At 41.0% G+C, this 21,301-nt stretch carries 3 protein-coding genes; 2 read left to right on the top strand and 1 reads right to left on the bottom strand.

The window, feature by feature from the left end:
* The first annotated feature begins 93 nt into the window (after nucleotides 1-93).
* Entirely contained in the window at nucleotides 94-8,508 is an 8,415-nt protein-coding gene (locus WJR50_RS10125) for a T9SS type B sorting domain-containing protein (protein ID WP_341293148.1), read from the top strand.
* Between the two features lie 510 nt (nucleotides 8,509-9,018).
* Here the strand turns inward: WJR50_RS10125 and WJR50_RS10120 are convergent.
* Nucleotides 9,019-9,948 (bottom strand): PorP/SprF family type IX secretion system membrane protein, encoded by a 930-nt coding sequence (locus tag WJR50_RS10120; RefSeq protein WP_341293147.1) that lies wholly within the window; start codon nucleotides 9,946-9,948, stop codon nucleotides 9,019-9,021.
* A gap of 683 nt (nucleotides 9,949-10,631) precedes the next feature.
* Between WJR50_RS10120 and WJR50_RS10115 the strand changes: the two genes are divergently transcribed.
* Nucleotides 10,632-21,203, top strand: coding sequence for a lectin-like domain-containing protein (locus WJR50_RS10115; protein ID WP_341293146.1), 10,572 nt, complete (start codon nucleotides 10,632-10,634; stop codon nucleotides 21,201-21,203).
* The last annotated feature ends 98 nt before the right edge of the window (nucleotides 21,204-21,301 follow it).

Below are 21,301 nucleotides of genomic sequence, written 5' to 3'. Positions count from 1 at the left end.
CATAGTAATAGTACGAACCTTTTCAACAAATAATATTCAGCAACACTGCTTTTTTTTGCTTATAAGATTTCAGAATAACCATAAGTAAAAAACATGCTGAACAAGATAAAGTGGTTCGTAGCTTTTATATTTTTTTTTACTTTTTCAACTACCCTTTATGCTCAATTTGAAAACTGTAACAATGGTGTAGATGACGATGGTGACGGTAAGATAGACTGTTTTGACTCAAATTGTAACTCATCTCCATTTTGTCAAAGCTTTGAAACTAACTGTACAGATGGAGTGGATAATGATGGTGATGGTCTTCCTGACTGCCTCGATTCAGATTGTTTATATTCAGGGGCTTGCCCTGTAGAGACAGATTGTACCAATGGTATTGACGACGATGGTGACGGTTTTTTTGACTTCTACGATGGGGACTGCCTAGAATCTCCCTCCAACCCTAATTCTTACATAACAAATGTTGCTGATTGTGAGGTAAAACCTCAAGGAAATATATTTGATATTGAGAAAGAATGGGACTCACCCATGCAAACTAGCGCTACCCGAGGTATGTTTGCTTTAGCAGATGTGGATAATGATGGAACTCCAGAAGTTGTTTCTTTTAATGATGAAACAGGTTACCTATACGTACTTGATGGAAAAAACGGATCAATAGAGCAACAAAGAAAAATAACCAATAATGAGCAGTTTTCATCTTACCCGACAGTAGGTGATGTTAATAAGGATGGGTATGCAGAAATCTTTCATATTGACAGGAAGGGAAAAATACGAGCGTATACGCATGACTTGAACGAATTCTGGTCTCCTAAAGACGCTGATGTAGATAGGCCCAGAGTTCCTCTTCTTGCTGACTTTGATTATGATGGCGTTTCAGAGCTGTACTATGTAAATGAAATTCGTAATGCCGTAACCGGCGATATGATTATTGAAGGTAGTCATGGAACAAGTAAATACAGCAGTGGGAATGACTGGAATAATGAACTTGCAGGCGTTCCGGTAGCGGTTGATATTCTACCAGATGGAGCATGCGGTGCTTGTCAGGGGTTAGAACTTGTGCTGGGCCATGTAATTTATGCGGTTGACATTCCTGGCAAAACCATGTATCAGGTGAAGAGCATGGATGATGCAGCATTAAAATCTGCTGATTATCACGCTAACGGTTACCGTCCTAAAAGACATAGTAACGAACATATGTGGAGTTCTACTTCAGTGGTTGACTATAATCAGGATGGTTATCTGGATGTGATTAGTAGCGGTACAACTGGTTCCCTAAGCGGACCAACCACTATCTTCTTCTGGGATTTGCATAATGATGAGGTGAAGACGTACATTCCTTCCCGACCATTAGCTACTATTCCTGCTGGGTTTGTTAATCAATACCAGGTATACAATGGAGAATATGTTTGGTCAAAAGGGGTTGGAGCACTTAACATAGCCAATATTGATAGTGATCCGGAACTGGAGTGTAGCTTTATGTCTGGCTCTACCCTATACGCATTAGATGAAAGCTGGAGTCTTGAGTGGGCCAACTACGATGATTACTGGGAAGGCTCGTCTGGGTTTACCAGTACCGCTGTTTTTGACTTTGATGGTAATGGTGCGTCTGAGATCGTATATCGTGATGAGATCAATCTATACATCGTTGATGGTACTACCGGAAAACCTCTCAATCAATTTGTGAGTGTGGATTTTTGCAGCTCCAACACGCATGCAGAATATCCAATAGTGGCTGATGTGGATGGAGATGGAGAGACAGAAATTATTGTCGTTTGTGGACGAGATAAAAATGAAAAGTTTAAAGGCACCAAAACAGGGGGGGGAAATCAAAAATATGGTTTTGTGAGAGCCTACAAAGCAGCAAATAATAACTACTGGGTACCCTCCAGAAAACTTTGGAATCAGTTTGTTTACTTTAACGTCAACATCAACGATAACCTGACCATTCCGCGATATCAACAACCTCATCACCTGAGTTTTGCCCAGAAATGCAATTTGTTAGGAGGTAACGGCCCCAAATTCTCTTTAAATAAATTTTATAATCAGTCACCGGTAATTAACTATTGTGGTAACCTTACTTTCCCTTCACCTAATCTTGAGTTTGCAGATAATCCAATCCAGGTTAATCCCCCAACCTGCCCTGATGATAGATTTCAGGTAAGGTTAAGATTTATCAATACCGGAGATCAGGTTGCTTTCAAAGACATTCCTGTATCATTTTATGCAGATGACCCGAGCCAGAGTTATAGCAATTCGGTACCCAATCCATTTTTAGAAACCGTCTATATCAATATACCCGGAGGATTAAAAGTTGATCAGCTGCTGGACACTACAATCTGGGTAAATGGAAAAGCAGGTGATTTTACATTGTTTGCTTCTTTGAACGATATTGGTCCATATGATTTGAGTGGAAGCTCATTATCCAATGAGACATTTTATCCAATGGACTCACTGAATGGAATCATTAGAGAATGCGATGGCACACCTACCATCGTTAATATAGACGTTAACCCCTACCCTTTCAATACTACTGCCGTACTCCTTAAAGACAACGATAACTGCCCCGGATCATATAACAGTAACGGAGCCATTACTGCACATGTGGCTGGCGACACTTTAGGATATGTATTCAGATGGTTCAAAGGAAGTTCTGTCACAGGAAGCCCGGAATTTATTGGCGCCACTCAAAAAGGTTTAACAGGTGGAAAATACACGGTTGTAGCCACGCACACCCTTGCCAATTGTACTGGAAATTCCTCTACTGTGGATGTCAGAGATTTATCAGCCCCTCCAGTAATAGATGCTGAAGTACTATCGCTACAACGTTCCTGTGACCCTAACAATCCATCAGGAGAGCTAACTGCTTATGTGTTGCAGGGAAGTAATAAAATAACTGCCGGATATAATTTTTTCTGGTACAAAGGACAAAACACCGTAGTGCCTGCGAGAACTGGCTATACCGGTGGAGCAAATGTAGATCAGCTATCAGCAGGAATATACAGACTGGTGGTAGAACAAACATCTACCGGCTGTACAGCTACCATGGATGTTGAGATTCAGGAATCCATCACCGATCCACAGATTTCTTTGATTTCCAAAAATGACCAAACTGTTTGTGACCCGGCAAATTATGATGGTCAGGCTAGTGTAGACGTTAATGGAAATGTCAGTGATTATGATTTTTACTGGTTCAATGGAAATGTTTCCAGTCCGGATACAACTTCCAGTAGTGTAATCGTCAATAGTAACACGATCAATGGCCTGAGAAAAGGCACTTACACTGTGTTTGCAGCTGACAAATATACACGCTGTCTATCTGATCCTTTGACGGTTAAAATCAAAGACAAAACCTGGAAGCCAGTTGTGGTAACCGAAGTTGTAAATCCTCAGCAAGCCTGTGATTTGAGCTTAGCCAACGGATCTCTTCGTGCCTCTGTGGATGAAAGTACGAAAGGTGGAAGCGCTAATGTTACTACAGGATATGCATTTGAATGGTATTTCGGTAATTTTGGGGCTTCAAGCCTACCTGCGACACCGACCGCTAGTGGAAGTTTGGTTAGTGGTTTGGTAGAGGGTCCTTATACATTAGTAACCCGCAGCATTGCTACCGGATGTCAAACCATATCTTATATATCCCTTCCTGCACAGAAAACAAAACCTGTATTAGATACTCCTTCAGTTACGCATACTGATAACTGTACAGATCCCTGGGGTAGTGAAATTGTGGTCTCAGCAGATGGTGGTCTGACATCAGCAGATGGCTATACTTTTCAGTGGAGAAGAATTAGTGATAATACCATTTTGGCAGAAACCTCTGAAACGCTCAGCAACATTCCTCCCGGTGAATATGGAATAAGAGTGACCAACCCACTGGGTTGTACTTCACTGAATGAAGTAAAAGTTACCATTAAGGACGAAGGGCCTAAGCCGGTGGTCAGTTTACAAACTGTACCTAATTCAAGTTGTGACCCTGCTCAGCCGAATGGAATACTGATTGCCAAAGATTTTGCCGGTAATGCTACTGACTATACTTTCGAGTGGTTTACGACTAACCTGAGTGGAACGCAACTTGCTAGCGCGAATGATACAGTTATTCAAGTGGCTGCCGGTCAATATGCCCTTAGGATTACCAGTAATACTACACAGTGTTTTCAGGTAGCCTATGCCAATGTGGGTACCCAACCAGGCATATTACCTACCCTTGATACTTTGTACACCACCGCAACTGCTGACTGTAGACCGGCTTTTGCTGATGGGGAAGCTGCATTCTATCTTCCTGCAGGTATTGCTCAATTACCGCCCGACTTTACAGAAGACAGAACGTATACTTTTGAAATTTACAGCGGTACGACTGCTTCTGGCTCTCCTGTTCAAACCAACAATAATGGTGTTTTCAGCGGGCTCAATGCTGGTCCTTATACCGCTGTTGTGATTGATGATTACAACCATTGCCAATCACCGCCTATGACAATAGAAATCCCCAAAGCACCGGGAATCACGGTTAATCTGGATACTTTCACCCCTTCATCTGCTTGCGCATCCAGTGATGGGGCATTAGGAATCAGTGTATCTTCTACAAACAATAGTTCACCTGCGGGTGCAGGTTACACCTTCCTATGGTACTATAGGAATGCTGGTGATCCTCTTCCTGGAACACCTAATCCTGGCACGTTAACTGCTGAAACCGGCTTTACTTCTGAGCGCATTGATTTACCTTCTGGTTACTATACTATTGAGATTTATGACAACTTCAGCAATTGTATAGAAACTGCTGAATTCTTCTTACCCAATGCTGATCCGCCCCAGGTTACCAGTCAAAATGTAGTGAGTGCTACTCAATGCTCACCAGGTGATGGTTCTATTTATATTGAAGTTACTTCGCCCAGTATTTTATTAAATCTATTTCAGGTATTTTTGTACGAAGGAAACACTATAGATCCGGGAAATCATATACAGGTTTGGACACCTCTGGCACTTCCCACTGATGATCATACGTATGAAGATTTAACAGCTGGAAATTATACTATTGCGTTCAGAGAAGTATTTGGTGGAGGCTGCTTTAGTACTGTGCAAACCTTTACAGTACCTGATATCACCCCTACTCTTGAAATTACAACTTCTTCTTCTCCGGACTTCAGTTGTAATACTACCGGAACGGGTAGTCTGACAGTTACTGATGTAAAGCAAAATGGCACCTCAGAGAGCTTGAGTGACTTTAGCTATATCTGGTACAGAGGCATCGGTACTTCAGGTGAGGAAGTGGCTGATGTAAGAACTACTCTGGATACACTTTCTTCAGATAATTACACAGTAGTAATTACAGACAACGACGGTGACGGACTGGGTTGTACTTATACCAAAACTGTATTTCTAAACAATGTCCCTAAAGTATTAGCGATTAGTGATTTTCAAACTGATCCCAACACTTTGTGTACGGGTGTGAATGGACAAATCAGCATCACTGAAATCAGCGAAGATGGTATAGCACTACCAAATACCGACGACTACTTATTTAGCTTACAGGACGATGCCGGTAACCCTGCTACCTCAACTGGTGGTGATGGACATGCCGCTACTCCTTTTACAGGATTGGCAGCAGGAACTTATTATGTGCTGGCTGAAAATAATAATACAGGTTGTAGTATACTTTCTCCTCCCATTACTATTGATACGGATACCTATGAGCCGGTTATTAGTTTGGAAGATGAATACCCCGACTTTAGTTGTGCTGGTGGAGATTTTACTGGTATGTTGGAAGTATCAGTCCGTAGCGACGCTGACGGTGATACTGATGCCAGTAACTTTCAGTTTGTATGGTACGCAGGCACAGATACCACTACTCCATCAATTGGTAGCGGTACAACCCTCAACAATTTAGCTGCCGGACAATATTCAGTAGTGGTTACAGATATGAATGGTCTCAGTAACGGTTGTGATCAGACTTCCATCTTTGAGGTACTTCCCGGCACAAGAGATATTAATTTTACCGTAAGCGGCATTGACCCTACATATTGTGTGCCTGCCAATGGTGAGATCAATGTCCAAACCATTGAAGAAAGCTATGTACATAATGGTTCTACAGTAGTTACCTCAACCAATGTGACTGACTATGCATATACGCTGCTGGACGCAGACCTCAACGTAATGGTAAGCAATGATCCTGATGGTGAGTTTGACGGACTAGATGAAGGTGAGTACTTTGTTCAGGCACAAAATATCAACACGGACAACTGTCTCTCTGATCTGGTGGGAGTCTCCCTGATAAGTCAATGTACTCCCCCTGAAGTCACAGTGAATTTAGAAAGCCCACAATATAGCAATAACCCTGATCCTTCTACCTGGACGGGGACAATCTCTATAGATGTGATGGAGTCACCTGATAATCCGGTAGATTCAGCCACAAACAATTTTACTTACTCGTATGAAGTTTATGAAGCTGATCCGGTCGGTAACCCTATTATGGGAGCTCCTAACCTTAATCCGGAGAACAATACCACAGTTACCGGATTAAATTCAGGTAACTACGTCATTATAGTTAGGAACAATGAAACCGGGGCAGTAACTACCTCATCCTTTAACCTTCCTAAAGTTGATATAGAACCTGAATTTATTGCCCAAGGTCATCCTCAGACAGTCTGTTTCCCTGATGGTAGCATCAGCTTGCAGGAAGTAACTTTTAATGATACTCAGGACGATCCGGCAAAATACACCTACTACCTTTACGAAAATAGTAGCTTAACTACCATTGCTGATTCCGCACAGGTAGCTCAAAATGGCGATACACTTTTTGAAGATATTGCTCAAGGTTCTTATTATGTGCAGATAAGACATGATGCTTATTGGCTTTATTCTGAGATTTTTGAGGTAAAAATTACGAATACTTCTCAACCTCCTCGCATTGATTTGGACATAAATAATTTATTTCCTCAAATCAGCTGTCAACCCGAGGTTATCGCTACCGGAAGACTTGCAGTAATTGCCCTGGAAGTTGATGGAACATCGGATGAGTATCAATATCAGTGGTATAGAGGAAATACAACTGTTGCAGAAAATATTATTCCAGGAGCTACAGCTGCCATACTTGATAGCATACCTTCAGGCTTTTATACAGTGGAAGTGCAGAATGTACAGACCAGATGTATCGCTACCCGAACATTTTATGTAGAAGACAGATTTGAGCTTCCTCTGGTGGAGGTGGAAAGTGAACCTTCCACCGTTTGTGATCCTACATTAGCAAATGGATTAGTAAGAGCCAAAGTTATTCAAAACGGTAATTATACTTTTGAATGGTACAGAGGTGAGGGTACTTCCGGTTTACCTGAGCATATAGGTTCTACCTGGGGTGGTTTGACACCAGGCTCGTATACAGTTGTGGCTACTGATATGATTACTGGTACCTGTTCTTCTTTACCTGTTAGTGTAGCTGTTGAGGATGCATCGGAAATACCTCAAGTTGCAATAGAAAAACTAGCAGATAATACTGCTTGTGATCCGGAATTAGTCAATGGATCTCTCGCTGCTAATGTCCCTTTTCCGGTATCTGACTACGAATACAAATGGTTTGATACCGCAGGAAACCTGATAGGAGAAGAGTCCAGAATAGGAAGTTTAGCAGAAGGCAGGTATACATTAGAAGTGAAATATCTACCTACAGGTTGTATAAACACCACAGAAACAGAAGTTGAGCTTTCCCCAATTCAATATGCACCTCCTACTGTTTCTATTCATGCGCACATGACTAATTGTGCATTTCCGGATGGATCAGCCACAGCCTATATGTATGAGAATAATGAAACTGTCTTATTCTCGTGGTTTGATGAGGCTGGTAATGCCTTAACCGATGATCAAATTGTAATTAACGAAAATGACTTATCTTCCACTGCAATTAATTTATCAGCGGGCACATATTTCGTTGAAGCATTTGATCTGATCACTGGTTGCACTATTCCTCAGGCAATTGTTGAGATAGAAGACCATTCTTATGCCGCTCAACATCAGATTGAAGCTTCTCCAGCAACATGCGAACTTACAGATGGCAAATTAAAAGTAATTCCCCAGGAAAGTATGACTATACTTAATGTAAACTGGTCAAACCTTAACACTGGTCAAACTTTTGAGAGTAACTATCAGCTTAGTGAAGCCCCTGCCGGAGAATATACCTATGAGATTACATGGGAAAATGGCTGTACCTCTTACGGTAATGCTCTGCTTCCTGCCACTATTAATGTATTCAACGGTGTTTCACCCAATGGTGATGGAGATAATGATGTTTTTCACATTGATTGCATAGATCAGTTCCCTAATAACTCGGTTAAAATTTTCAATCGGTCCGGCGCTTTAATATACGAAGCCAAAGGATATGACAACCGTGCTATCTTTTTTGATGGTTACGGCAACAGAGGGCTCTACATTGGAAATAAAGAACTGCCTGATGGCACTTATTTTTATGTAATTGAGAAGAACAATGGTCAAAAACCTGTGACTGGATATCTAGAGCTATTCCGATAGAGTCATCAATTTATTCTTTTTGAGAGGAGTGTTTATAGCACTCCTCTTTTGTTTTATAAAAAAAAGTAAGGATACTTAATACAAAACTACTACAATTTTAATAGTGATTAACTCAACTATGTCGTCAGTATAATTTCACTATTTATCGTGTATACTGGGGACCATTTCTATGCCTCTTCATACTATTATTTTAAAGTCAACTCAGAAGCTGTTTTAGTTAATTGCTTGATAGCTAGAACAGTGGAAACCTAGGCAATACAAACACTATTGAAGAGCTTAGCTAAAGCTTTATGCAGCATACAATAAAGTAGTAGTAACCCCAAAGCCTTATCTTCCTTTTGAAGAAACTATTTCAAATAGATTAGGATTTATCGCAGCACAAACACATAAGTTAATAATAGACTATATTTAAGTCTCCAATTGTGAAGGATAACACATTTCATACCTCACAAAAAAAAATACCAGCCAGAAGCCGGTATTTTTCTATTATTGTTAAGCAAATTTCTTTTTCTAAAAGTAAGCATGGCAACGCTTAGAGTATGGAATACGATAGTTTACCATAAACTCATGCGTACCATCAGAATATTTTCCAATGTCTGAGGTGTTTAAGTCGTATGAATAACCCATACTTAGATTTTCACTCATTTTTAACCCCATTAATACTGAAGCTGCATACTCTGTTCTGTAAGTAGCTCCGATTGTCAGAATGTCACTTAATACCACATTAGCATTGATATCCATACCAACAGCATTGCCTTCCTGAACTCTGAAAAGTGCTGAGGGTACAACTTTGATTTCACGATTAATATCAAGTACTACTCCAGTGCTGAGTAAATAATAACGTGATTCTTGAGCCTGAGAAAGGGCTTCATCGGCGCTTGACAATTTGTTATTTAGTAAATAGGGAATAGAGAATCCAGCAAAAAACTTCTGGTTACTGAAGTAAACGCCTGTACCAAAATTGGGGTTAAAATCGCTTTTGAAACCAGTCATTAATGCGTCCTTCTCACTTTTCAGATTTAATTTGTTAAAATCAGAGCTTAAACGACTAAATCCTCCCTGCAACCCCATGGAAAGAGTTCCCATTTTGGTTTTAATCTTATAAGCGTACACTAAATAAAGTCTGTTATCTGTATGGATACCCACCTGATCATTGCTGGCAAGTAGACCAATACCAATATTTTTCTCTTTCAGATAAGTATGAGCGCTTAAAGCACTTGTAGTAGGAGCACCATCAAAGTTTTCCCACTGTCTTCTGTGTAGTGCAGTAATATTTAACTGGTCTTGACTTCCAGCATATGCTGGGTTAATAGCCAATCTGTTAAACATAAAATGAGAATAAATAGGACTCTGCTGAGCATTTGCATGAATTACTATTAATAAAAAAAGTCCTATTAATATAAACTTGTTTGCCTGACGATTTTTAATTATTGCCTTCATGGCTTCTGCTTTTAATTTCTTACTGCTTAACAATCTTTATTTGTACACAAACAACAATAAATATGACTTATGTACTAATTTTAGATAAATGTACGAAAAAAATATTATTAAAGTCAAATATTATCTTGGATTAGTTATATGTAAGAAATTATAGATAAAATACTAGAATTAATATTATAATGTCAAAAAAATTTACTTTATGATTCAAAAATTACTCAGTAATAGCTATTTTTTTTACTAGTAAAACCACCCTATAATTATTTAAAATGCTTATTATCAGATATTTAAATGAATGTTATTTTTATCGGAAAGGCTAAATACTTACACAATTAGTATGAAAACATAAAAAGCTCCTAAAACCTAAAAAAAATTATATTTATACTATATAGATTAATTAAAATACACGCCCGCTCCCTTGATTTTGGTCTATAAATAAGTGTGATGTATTATTCTTCTAATAGTAAGAGTATGCCTATCCCCTCTCTATAGTATAGTTGATCCAGACCCATTATCATCAATGTATTCAGTTTAAAAGCTATACACTTGAGTATTTGTATCATTTATTGTAGTTAATTCTTACATTGTATCATTTGTAAATGATGTGATTATTAATAAATAAGGCCAATGTTCAATTTAGTGGTGGAGTATGATTAACTCCCAGTATAAGTAAGCCACAAAGGAACATGTCGCAGAACAAACCATTACTGTTACTAAGTATTGTTTTATTACTTAGTACAGCATCTTTTGCTCAGGAAACCTTCTTGATTAAAAAAGATGCGATCAAGTTATCTCAGCGTTGCTTTTCCATCACTCCTGATCAGAACAATCAATTCGGCTCCATCTGGTGGGCTGAAAAGCAAGATATCAGCAAGCCCTTCCAATTGGATTTTGTCATTTACATGGGAGATAAAGACTCTAATGGTGCTGATGGTATTGCTTTCGTGATACATACCGACCCCCGAGATACGCTTGGAGATGGTGCCTATGGTGAAGAAGGCGGTGGCCTTGGATTTAGTGAACATTACTCGCAAGGCACAGACAAAATTACTCCTTCAGTAGCTATTGAATTTGATACGTGGAGAAACAGTGGGTCAAATGATCCTAATGAAGACCATACTGCCGTGGTCTATAATGGTGACCTGGTGAATAATCACCGCCCTATTATTGATTATTTGGGGAATACAGTAAGAAGTACGCCTATCAAACCCGCTTCGCATTATGCAGTACAAAATGTTGAGAATGATGAATGTTATCATTATACGATTACGTGGGATCCTATTAATCATGAACTAAAGCTATTCATTGAAGGAGTTCGCGTATTCACGCATACCGGAGATATCCTTAATGATATCTTCAATGGTCAGCATATGGTAAGGTATGGCTTTACCGGATCCACCGGAGGTGCCAGAAACGAACAAACTATTTGTCTACTAGGCGGAAATACAGAACCCTATGCGCAAGATGATCATGTAGTAACTACGATTGATACTCCGGTAAACATCCTGGTAACAGCTAATGATAACGATCCGGATGGTGATGATCTGCTCAGAACAGTCATCACACAAAACCCAACCCACGGAACTATATCCGTAATCAATCAAGATCAGGTTTTATATACTCCAAATCCAGGTTTTGAAGGTACCGATACATTTATGTACAAAACCTGTGATGTGCCTTCAGAAAAATGTTATGCAAAATGTGATATGGCTACGGTAACCATTGATGTACTATGTCAACAACCTTATGAAATTACCGCAAATGCTACAAGTCCAAATGAAAGTTGTGATGGAGGAACTAACACCGGTTCTGCCTTTGCTGACATTAACCCTCCTACAGCTACAGCAACCACAGATGAGCTAATCGGGCTCTGGGAATACGATAGCGATTTCCAGGACTCTAGCCCTGCAGGAGGAAATAGCATATTAAAAGACTATGGAAATCCTGCTTTTGTGAGTACAGAAATGGGCCAGGGAGTACAACTAGATGGAATTGATGATTACTTGGCAATGACAGGTCCTAAGTATAGCCTTAATAATTATACCAATGTCACCACTTCATCGTGGATCAGAACAAGTGCTAACACTAAACAAGTTATTATTTCCTATGATGATCAGCAGTATTGGGAACTGAGTATTGAAGCTGGTACAGGTGTGTTAAACTGGACGGTGCAAACTGATGCCGGACCAGCAAGCTTACTTAGCAACACATCAGTCAATGACGGTCAATGGCACTTTGTCACTGCAGTTTTTGATAATGGCACATTAAGAATATTCATTGATGGGGAAGCGAACACTCAAATGTCTTTGGGTACGCAATATGGTACCGGTGCTACTCGCTATGGGCGAATTGGGGTGGGTTCAGAAGCTAATTCTGTAAATGGAAGCAATGACCCGGCTAATGAGTTTTTTCAGGGTACTATAGAAGATACACGATTATACGATAAATCTTTAACTCCCGGTGAAATAAATGATCTATATATATCAGCTACACCTTATCCTCCACTTACCGCCAGTGATTTTAACTTCTATTGGTTTGAGGGTACAAACTACCCGGGAGTTACTATTGCAACAGGGCAATTGGTAACGGGTCTGGCTGATGGAGTCTATACGGTAGTGGCAGAAAATAAGATCACTGGTTGTTTGACAGACCCCATACAAGTCACTATCACCAGAGTCATTCCTACTTTTGAACCTGTGATATGGCAGGTAGCACCTTTTACATCCTGTAGTACCCCTAATGGAGCATTACAGGCAGGAATTATTTCTGGTTCAGATACAATTTCTGCGGGTTACGATTTTGTTTGGTATGAAAGTGATTACGTGTTGACGGGAGATACAATTTCAATATCCAATACTGCCACTAATTTATCTTCACGTTCATATTCTGTTTTAATAAGAAATCAACTAACCAATTGCGATACACTTGTAAGTATGTCGGTTACTTCAAATGTATCCGCCCCACTCGCAAATGCCCAGGTGAATCAACATATAAACAGTTGCAATGCACCAAATGCAGGAGTCGTTGAGGCCTCAGTGGGCGGAGACACTACAAATTACTCCTTTACATGGTATGAAGAAGGCAGCAACATTTCTATCGGTAACACAGCACTTTTGGGAGGATTAGGAACAGGTAGATATAGTGTAATAGCAACTGATCTGGCAACGGGTTGTAGTTCCAGTCCTGTTACTGTTGAAATTAATGATTTCTCTACCGCACCAAATGTCAGCTTTACAATTACCCCCCAGTCATCATGTGATGTTAATAACCCTAATGGTAATTTAAGCGCATTAGTAAATACAGCAGGTGGTACAACTACTTCCGGTTATACTTTCCGGTGGTACAAAGGCCATAACAATTCAATTCCAGCAAAACCGTCCTATACCGGCGGGCCGAATGTGAATGGTTTGGAAACAGGGAATTACAGATTAGTGGTTACAGATAATGTTACGGGTTGCAGTACTACTGTTGACACCAACATTAGTGAAAATAAGGTGATTCCTTCCCTAAACTTAGATAGTAAAAATGATATCAACCAGTGTGGAACTAGTGGTAATGCAGCTTTTTCTGTTGCTGGTAATACCTCCAACTATAATTTTTACTGGTACAGTGGTACTGTCAGTGCCCCTGATACAACCACCAGCCTTGCCGGAATTGGAGATGTAGCAAATGTAAGCTCGCTTGATGCCGGAACCTATACTGTATTTGCTGCACACAAAAATACACGCTGTCTGTCCAACGGGATTACGTTTCAAATTCAAGACAATACTTATACCCCTCAACTCAATGCAGAAGTTCTAAACATTCAGACTTCCTGTACATCTCTACCAAATGGAATCCTCTTTGCTTCAGTAGATGAAACTGCCCAGGGAGGTACAGCACGTGATACAATTGGCTATACTTTTGAATGGTATCTAGGCAATTATAATTTGACAAATTTACCTGCTACTGCTGATGCTACAGGTGCAACGGCCAATAATATGGCAGCAGGAGATTATACTGTTAGAGCGATAAATACCTCTACAAATTGTGTTAATCTCGCCTATATCACCCTTGTAGAGAATTTGACTTACCCAAATATTGAAACACTTACTGTTAATCATGCTAACAGATGCGAAGCCCCCTGGGGCAGTTCTGCAAGCGTTATCACTGATGGAGGAAAAACTACGGCTGATGGTTATACTTTCCGTTGGAGAAATACTTCTACCGGCACGAACTTAAGTGAGACTTCTAATACTTTAAACAACATCCCTCCCGGTAACTATAGAGTCACCGTAACCTCTCCTTTCGGTTGTCAGTCTGCTCCCAGGAATTTTACCATCAATCCGGTAACCAATCCTTTTGTAGTCACTACTGCACAGCTTCAACCTCAGAGAGCCTGTGCACCTGTCCCTCCCAATGGACAGCTCAGAGCGCTGGCAGATGGGGATTCAGCAGACTATACTTTTGTATGGTTCAGCGGTAACCTGAGTAAAGCCGCTGCTTCAACAGCAACGCCCCTGACTTTTGGTGCTACCGCCAAAGGATTAGCTGCCGGAGCTTATACCGTACTCGTTACCGATAATACGACTGCCTGTAGCGTGGTGGCCTACAGAAATGTAACTTCCAATCAGGTAACGCCTATCATTGATGCCCCTGCTACTCTCATCCATGCTGACAGATGCTCAGACCCCTGGGGAAGCTCTATTGCTGTAACGGTAGATGGTGGACTAACCCATGCTGAGGGTTACACCTTCCGTTGGAGAAATACTTCTACCGGCACGAACTTAAGTGAGACTTCTAATACTTTAAACAACATCCCTCCCGGTAACTATAGAGTCACCGTAACCTCTCCTTTCGGTTGTCAGTCTGCTCCCAGGAATTTTACCATCAATCCGGTAACCAATCCTTTTGTAGTCACTACTGCACAGCTTCAACCTCAGAGAGCCTGTGCACCTGTCCCTCCCAATGGACAGCTCAGAGCGCTGGCAGATGGGGATTCAGCAGACTATACTTTTGTATGGTTCAGCGGTAACCTGAGTAAAGCCGCTGCTTCAACGGCAACGCCCCTGACTTTTGGTGCTACGGCCAAAGGATTAGCTGCCGGAGCTTATACTGTACTAGTCACCGATAATACGACTGCCTGTAGCGTGGTGGCCTACAGAAATGTAACTTCCAATCAGGTAACGCCTATCATTGATGCCCCTGCTACTCTCATCCATGCTGACAGATGCTCAGACCCCTGGGGAAGCTCTATTGCTGTAACGGTAGATGGTGGACTAACCCATGCTGAGGGTTACACCTTCCGTTGGAGAAATACTTCTACCGGCACGAACTTAAGTGAGACTTCTAATACTTTAAACAACATCCCTCCCGGTAACTATAGAGTCACCGTAACCTCTCCTTTCGGTTGTCAGTCTGCTCCCAGGAATTTTACAATTGAAGATCATAGTATTAAGCCAACTGTAAACCTGAGTGCAACGGATAATATATCCTGTAGTCCATCATTGCCCTCAGGAACAATTACGGCCAGTGGATTTACAGGTGCCGCTACTGACTATACTTTTGAATGGTTTATCAATAATACCTCAGGAGCCAGCGTACCCGCAGCCAAAATTTCTAATAATGGCACCAGGGTTAGCAGTCTTTCATCTGGGACTTATATGCTGAGGATGACAGATAATGCCAATCAGTGTATCACCACTTCCACTATTTCACTTAATAACAACCCTGACCCAGTTCCTATTGTAGATACAGTTCGTACAACCATCGTTACTTCCTGTACACCGGCGGATTATGATGGTGAGATTGAACTCACGTTGCGTAATGGGTTTAAAATGATTCCTCCTGATCTGAGTGCCACACGGAATTATACTTTCAGATTGACTGGTCTAAGCGGCTATGATAATAGCATAAGCAGCACTTCAAATGTCACCTTTACCAACCTAGGTCCTGGGGATTATCAGGCGATTGTTACCGATGAATTGACCGGGTGTACTTCTGCACCAATTGATATCACATTGATACAGAAGCCGCTTAAGGAAATCAATATAAGTTATACTAGACCTACCAATTGCGGTCTATTAGGAATTGGTAATGGAGACGCTTCTATTTCCGTAGAAACGGATACCAACAGCCCCTCCATTGGGGGTAGTCCCGGCTTCTCTTTCAGTTGGACTTATGAAATTACTGGCGTAGCAGTGACCAATGGAAGTGATGGCTCTTTTTCTTCCAGCAGAACTTTACTAGGCCCGGGATACTATGTGGTTGAAATTGAGGACCTTGAAACTGGATGTAGATATACTGAAAGATTTCTCTTGAAAATGGCAGACCCACCTATACTAACCGTTGATGATACTGATAATAGTACGCAGTGTGCGAGTGAAGATGGCAGCATTGATGTTACCCTTACCGCTTCGGCTACAAGTTTACCGCTTACAAGTTACCGTGTCAATTTATTCAGAGGTAATGCCATTAAAGTAATACCTGATGCTACGTGGATACCTCTTTTAGGTAATAACCATACTTTCAACAATCTGGAGCCTGGAGAATATCTGGTCGCGCTGCAAATTGGCATAAGCCCTTATTGTTATATTTCAGATTCATTAGTAGTAATAGGACAGGATTATGCTGATCCAACTGTGAATATTACCAAAGATGTTGATTATAGCTGCAATAGTAGTGGAACAGGCAGATTGAGTGCTACGATTACTGGTTCTGATGGTAGCCCAACCAGCGATTTTACCCTTAACTGGTATAACGGAAGCACTGTATCAGGCACCCCTTTCTTTACCGGAAGCAGCACTCCCGCATCACTCAGCGCCGGTACTTACACTTTGGAAGTGATTGATAACAGTGGATTAGGACTAGGCTGTACTTACGATACTACCATCACTTTGAATAATATTCCTAAAAATATTCAGATCAGCAACTATGCTAAAACTGATAGGGATGGTTGTGATGTCAATAACTTTGGAACAGCGCATATAGTTGAGATCACTGAAGACGGCAGTACAGTAAGCCTTAGTAACTACACTGTTTTATTGTATGATGAAAACCTTAACCCGCTTAGCAGGCCCGGAAACGGTACAGTTGCAACGCCCTTTCGGGAATTGGACAATGGAGTTTATTTCTTAGTGGCAGAAAACAATACAACATCTTGCTTGTCAACTTCTCAGCGAATTGAGATATTCAATAATGGCCTCCCTCCTGTCCCTTCATTAGCACTCAATCAGGCTGATTTCAGTTGTGGTATCAGCAGTCAGGCCATCGGTCAGCTTACAGCTTCAGCTTATGGGGCATCTGATGGAGATGCCGACCAGAGTCATTTCTCTTTTCAGTGGTTTAGTGGACAAGACAACACTAATCCTGCTGATGCATTGCTCCCTTCCCAGATCAATGGTAGCTATGGTGAGCAGGCGATTAACCTTCCTGCTGGTTACTACACTGTATTGGTTACTGACCTCAATGGAAATGGCAATGGCTGTACAGAAACAAAAAGTTTTGAAGTACCAGCACAGTCCAAAGATATTGAGCTTACAGCAACCGTTATTCCTCCCTTTGCCTGTGGAGGAGAAGGAGATATAGAAGTAAACTCAGTCAGTGTGTTTGACAATTTTAATGGTACACAAGCTGATGTGCTCACAGATTATACACTTGTGCTTCAGGATGAAAATGGTGTTGAAATTACTACCCTTGATGGTAATATCAGCACTACATTTACCAATATTCCATTAGGTAATTATCGGGTACTCGCAAGGCATAAGACTTTCAACTGTTGGACTTCTACGCCTATCAATAAAACTATTGACGACCTGAATGTGCCACCAGTTGCCGTATTAAGCATGTCTCAACCGGACTTTAGCTGTGGGGATGCCAGCAAGGCTACTGGTCACCTTATTGCCTCTGGCTATGGTCCCTTTGATGGGGATACTGACGTGAATAACTTCAGCTTTCAGTGGTTCAGCGGACAGAACAACACCAATCCAGCAGATGCTCTTCTGCCCGCCAATTTATCAGGAGTGAATAATTCAGAAGCTGTAAACTTAGCTGCCGGATATTACACTGTTGTGGTTACCGATATCAATGGCAATGGGAATGCCTGTTCGGATATTACCACTATGGAAGTGCCTACCCGTGTCAAAGAAATTAACGTACAAACCAATGTGATTGATCCTTTGGCATGTTCTGGCCTGGGAAATATTGAAGTGAATTCAGTAAGTGTTTATGATCCGATCAATGGAGATCAGCCAGCCAATCTAAGCGATTATATGCTGGTGTTGCAGGATGCAAGCGGAACTGATATCAGCACCATTGATGGTGCGGTGGAAACTACCTTTGTGAATTTGACCGAAGCTTCGTATCAAATTGTTGCTCGTCATAAGTCATTCAACTGCTGGATATCTAATCCAAATGCTGAAACGATTATTGACCTGAACGAAGAACCTGAAGTTAACCTGCTTGCCGTTGAAGAAGATTTTAGCTGTGCCGGAGGAAATCCTACAGGGGCAATCTCCATAAGTGCACGAGGTCCGAATGATAACGATACTGACCCTACGCACTTTGATTACATCTGGTACAGAGGAAATATAGTGGATGGTGCCAACCAGCTGACAATTGCTAATATTGACACTTCCAATCCAGCTAGAGCAACAGGTCTTTTAGCCGGAGTTTACACTGTTGAAGTAATTGACCTTAATGGTCGTGCTGTCAACTGTAGCAGCATTCTAACTTTTAACGTTCCTAGAGTTACGACCAACATAGTGGTCACTGCTATTGCTTCAGATCAACTGATCTGTAGTGATGGCGGACAGGTATATGTCAATTCCGTTACTGAGACTCTTTCCAATGGTACGATAAATATTGGCGATCCTGAAGTGTACGACTATCAACTATATGATGAAGGCAGAAATCTGATTACCGCCAGTGGAAGAGGAAAGCCTAGTGATCCATTTACCAATCTTGCTGAAGGAAATTACTTTATTCAAGCAGTAAGTACCAGCGGTAATAATTGCTTATCACAGCTTAAAGGATTTACTATCAATGACCTAAGCAAAAACCCAATTGTTTCTGTTCAGAAGCAAAGTGAACAGTTTAGCAATAATCCTGATCCTTCCACTTGGACTGGTAGCTTGTCTGCCACTGTAAATGTCAATCCATTGAATCCTTTAGATTCTCTTACTGATAATTTTGCTTATACATATGCATGGTATACAGCGGCTACTTATCCTTCCGGCACTGCATTTAGTAATGCTGCTCAGGTTGACCAGCTTGCTGAAGGTAATTATTATGTGGTCGTAACCAATACAGTCACCGGTTGTGCTTCGGTTGCTTCTGCCTACATCAATAAAATCATTCAGGCACCTGAAGTAAATTATGCAATGGACACTGACCCTACATCTTGTCTTTCAGATGGAAAAATCTTCCTGGATGGGCTTATGCAAAATGGTAATCCTGCTAATCTTGATGATTTTGAATTTATCCTGTACAGCTCATATCCTGATGATGTGATCCGCAGCATTACCGCTCCGGCAAATGATACGATTTTCTCAAATCTGGCTGAAGGTTCATACCTGATTAGCATCAGGAATGTTACTTTAAACATTGAAGGAGAACTTAAAGAGGTCAAAATTGAGAAAAGCACAAGCCTTCCTTATGTGCAGCTTGATGTTACTAATTACCAGGTACAATCCAGTTGTGACCCTGCTACCCCCAACGGAGTCCTGGCAGTAGAGGTATACGAAGCTGATTATTCAATAGGCAACTATACGTATCAATGGTACAATGGTAGAGAAGCCTTAGCCAGTGCAATGATAGCTGGAGCTACTGAGCCTGTGATCAGGAATTTAGAGTCAGGTTTCTACACCATTGAAGTTATCAATCAGGAAACACAATGTGTTAAAATACAAACCTTGTATCTGGAAGAAAATATATCAATACCGATAGTTTCAGCTTCTACTTCTCTCAACATCTACTGTGATCCGGCAGATTATAATGGGTCAGTTTCAGCATTTGTCATCAATGCCAGTAGCCGGCAGTTGAATACGGGCAGAAGTGGAGAAAGATACCGCTTTACCTGGTACAGAGGAAGCCAAGCAAAGCCTAAACCTGAATTTGTTGGAAAGACCTGGGAAGATGTACCTCCGGGAGATTATACGGTGATGGTAACTGACCTTTGGAGCCCTAGTTGTTTTTCGGAGCCTGTCACAGTAACTCTTTTAGACAAAGCTGCTGAACCTGAGATCACTATTATTGAGGATGCACCTCAGAGCAATTGCGATCCTGAGCTTGTCAATGGTAAATTGTCCGCTTATGTGAATGATTCTACTTCTGTTTACCAGTATACCTGGTATGATGAAGTGGGAGAGATTGTGAGCGAAGCATATCAGGCCAGCAATCTTTCTGTACAAACTTATACAGTGGAGGTGGTGAACCTGGTCACCGGATGTACATCTACCGCAAGCTATAGGCTTACAGAAGAAATAAAGCTGGTAGAAGCTCCTCAGATTACTATCAATGCGCATCAAACGCGCTGCGATCAGCCTGATGGTATTGCCACCGCCACCATTCCCGGTATTATTGAGGATTTTGAGTTTTTCTGGTACGATGCTTCAGGAAACCTCCTGCCAGTTCCTGAACCTGCCACTAGATTATCAAATCTGGAAGCCGGAGAGTATAGTTTAAAGCTTTTAGAGAAAAGATCAGGCTGCGAAACGACAATGGTAAGCTTTGAAATAAGGGACGAAACAGTTCCTCCTACATTTGAAGTCATGACTGAACCATCTGTCTGTGATGATCATACCGGACTAATCAGAATTATTCCCCATGATGTCACAAGTATTGACAGAGTAGAATGGCAGGCCTCCAACATGCAGTCATCTTTAGGCAATGGCTTTGAGCTTACTGAACTTTATGCAGGGAATTACAAATATACTGTATTTGGCACCAACGGTTGTATCGTAGAGGGAGATGTCACTGTAGAAGCTGATATCAAAGTATACAACGGAGTTTCACCCAATGGTGATGGCGATAACGACTATTTTCATGTTGATTGTTTAGAGTATTTTCTATCAAATAATGTGAAGATTTTCAATCGTGCGGGAGCATTGGTGTATGAAGCTGACTATTATGATAATACCAGCACTTTCTTTGAAGGACGTGGCAACCGAGGACTCTATATTGGTGGTAAAGATTTACCTACCGGAACCTACTTCTATGTTATTGACAAGAGAGATAATATCTCCAAACCTAAAACAGGTTATCTTGAATTAACCTGGTAAGTTGCTCAAATCATAATAAATCAATATTAATATCACTCAATTCAAAAAGGTTTTCTCAGCATGGGAAAGCCTTTTTTATTGATATATGAGGGATAGTC

Source organism: Catalinimonas locisalis (assembly GCF_038039535.1).
Taxonomy (GTDB): domain Bacteria; phylum Bacteroidota; class Bacteroidia; order Cytophagales; family Cyclobacteriaceae; genus Catalinimonas.
This window is presented reverse-complemented; position numbering and strand designations above follow the sequence as displayed.

Excerpts from the sequence above, each read along its gene's own strand:
- WJR50_RS10125 (WP_341293148.1), top strand. The coding sequence starts at position 94 with ATGCTGAACAAGATAAAGTGGTTCGTAGCTTTTATATTTTTTTTTACT.
- WJR50_RS10120 (WP_341293147.1), bottom strand. The coding sequence starts at position 9,948 with ATGAAGGCAATAATTAAAAATCGTCAGGCAAACAAGTTTATATTAATA.
- WJR50_RS10115 (WP_341293146.1), top strand. The coding sequence starts at position 10,632 with ATGTCGCAGAACAAACCATTACTGTTACTAAGTATTGTTTTATTACTT.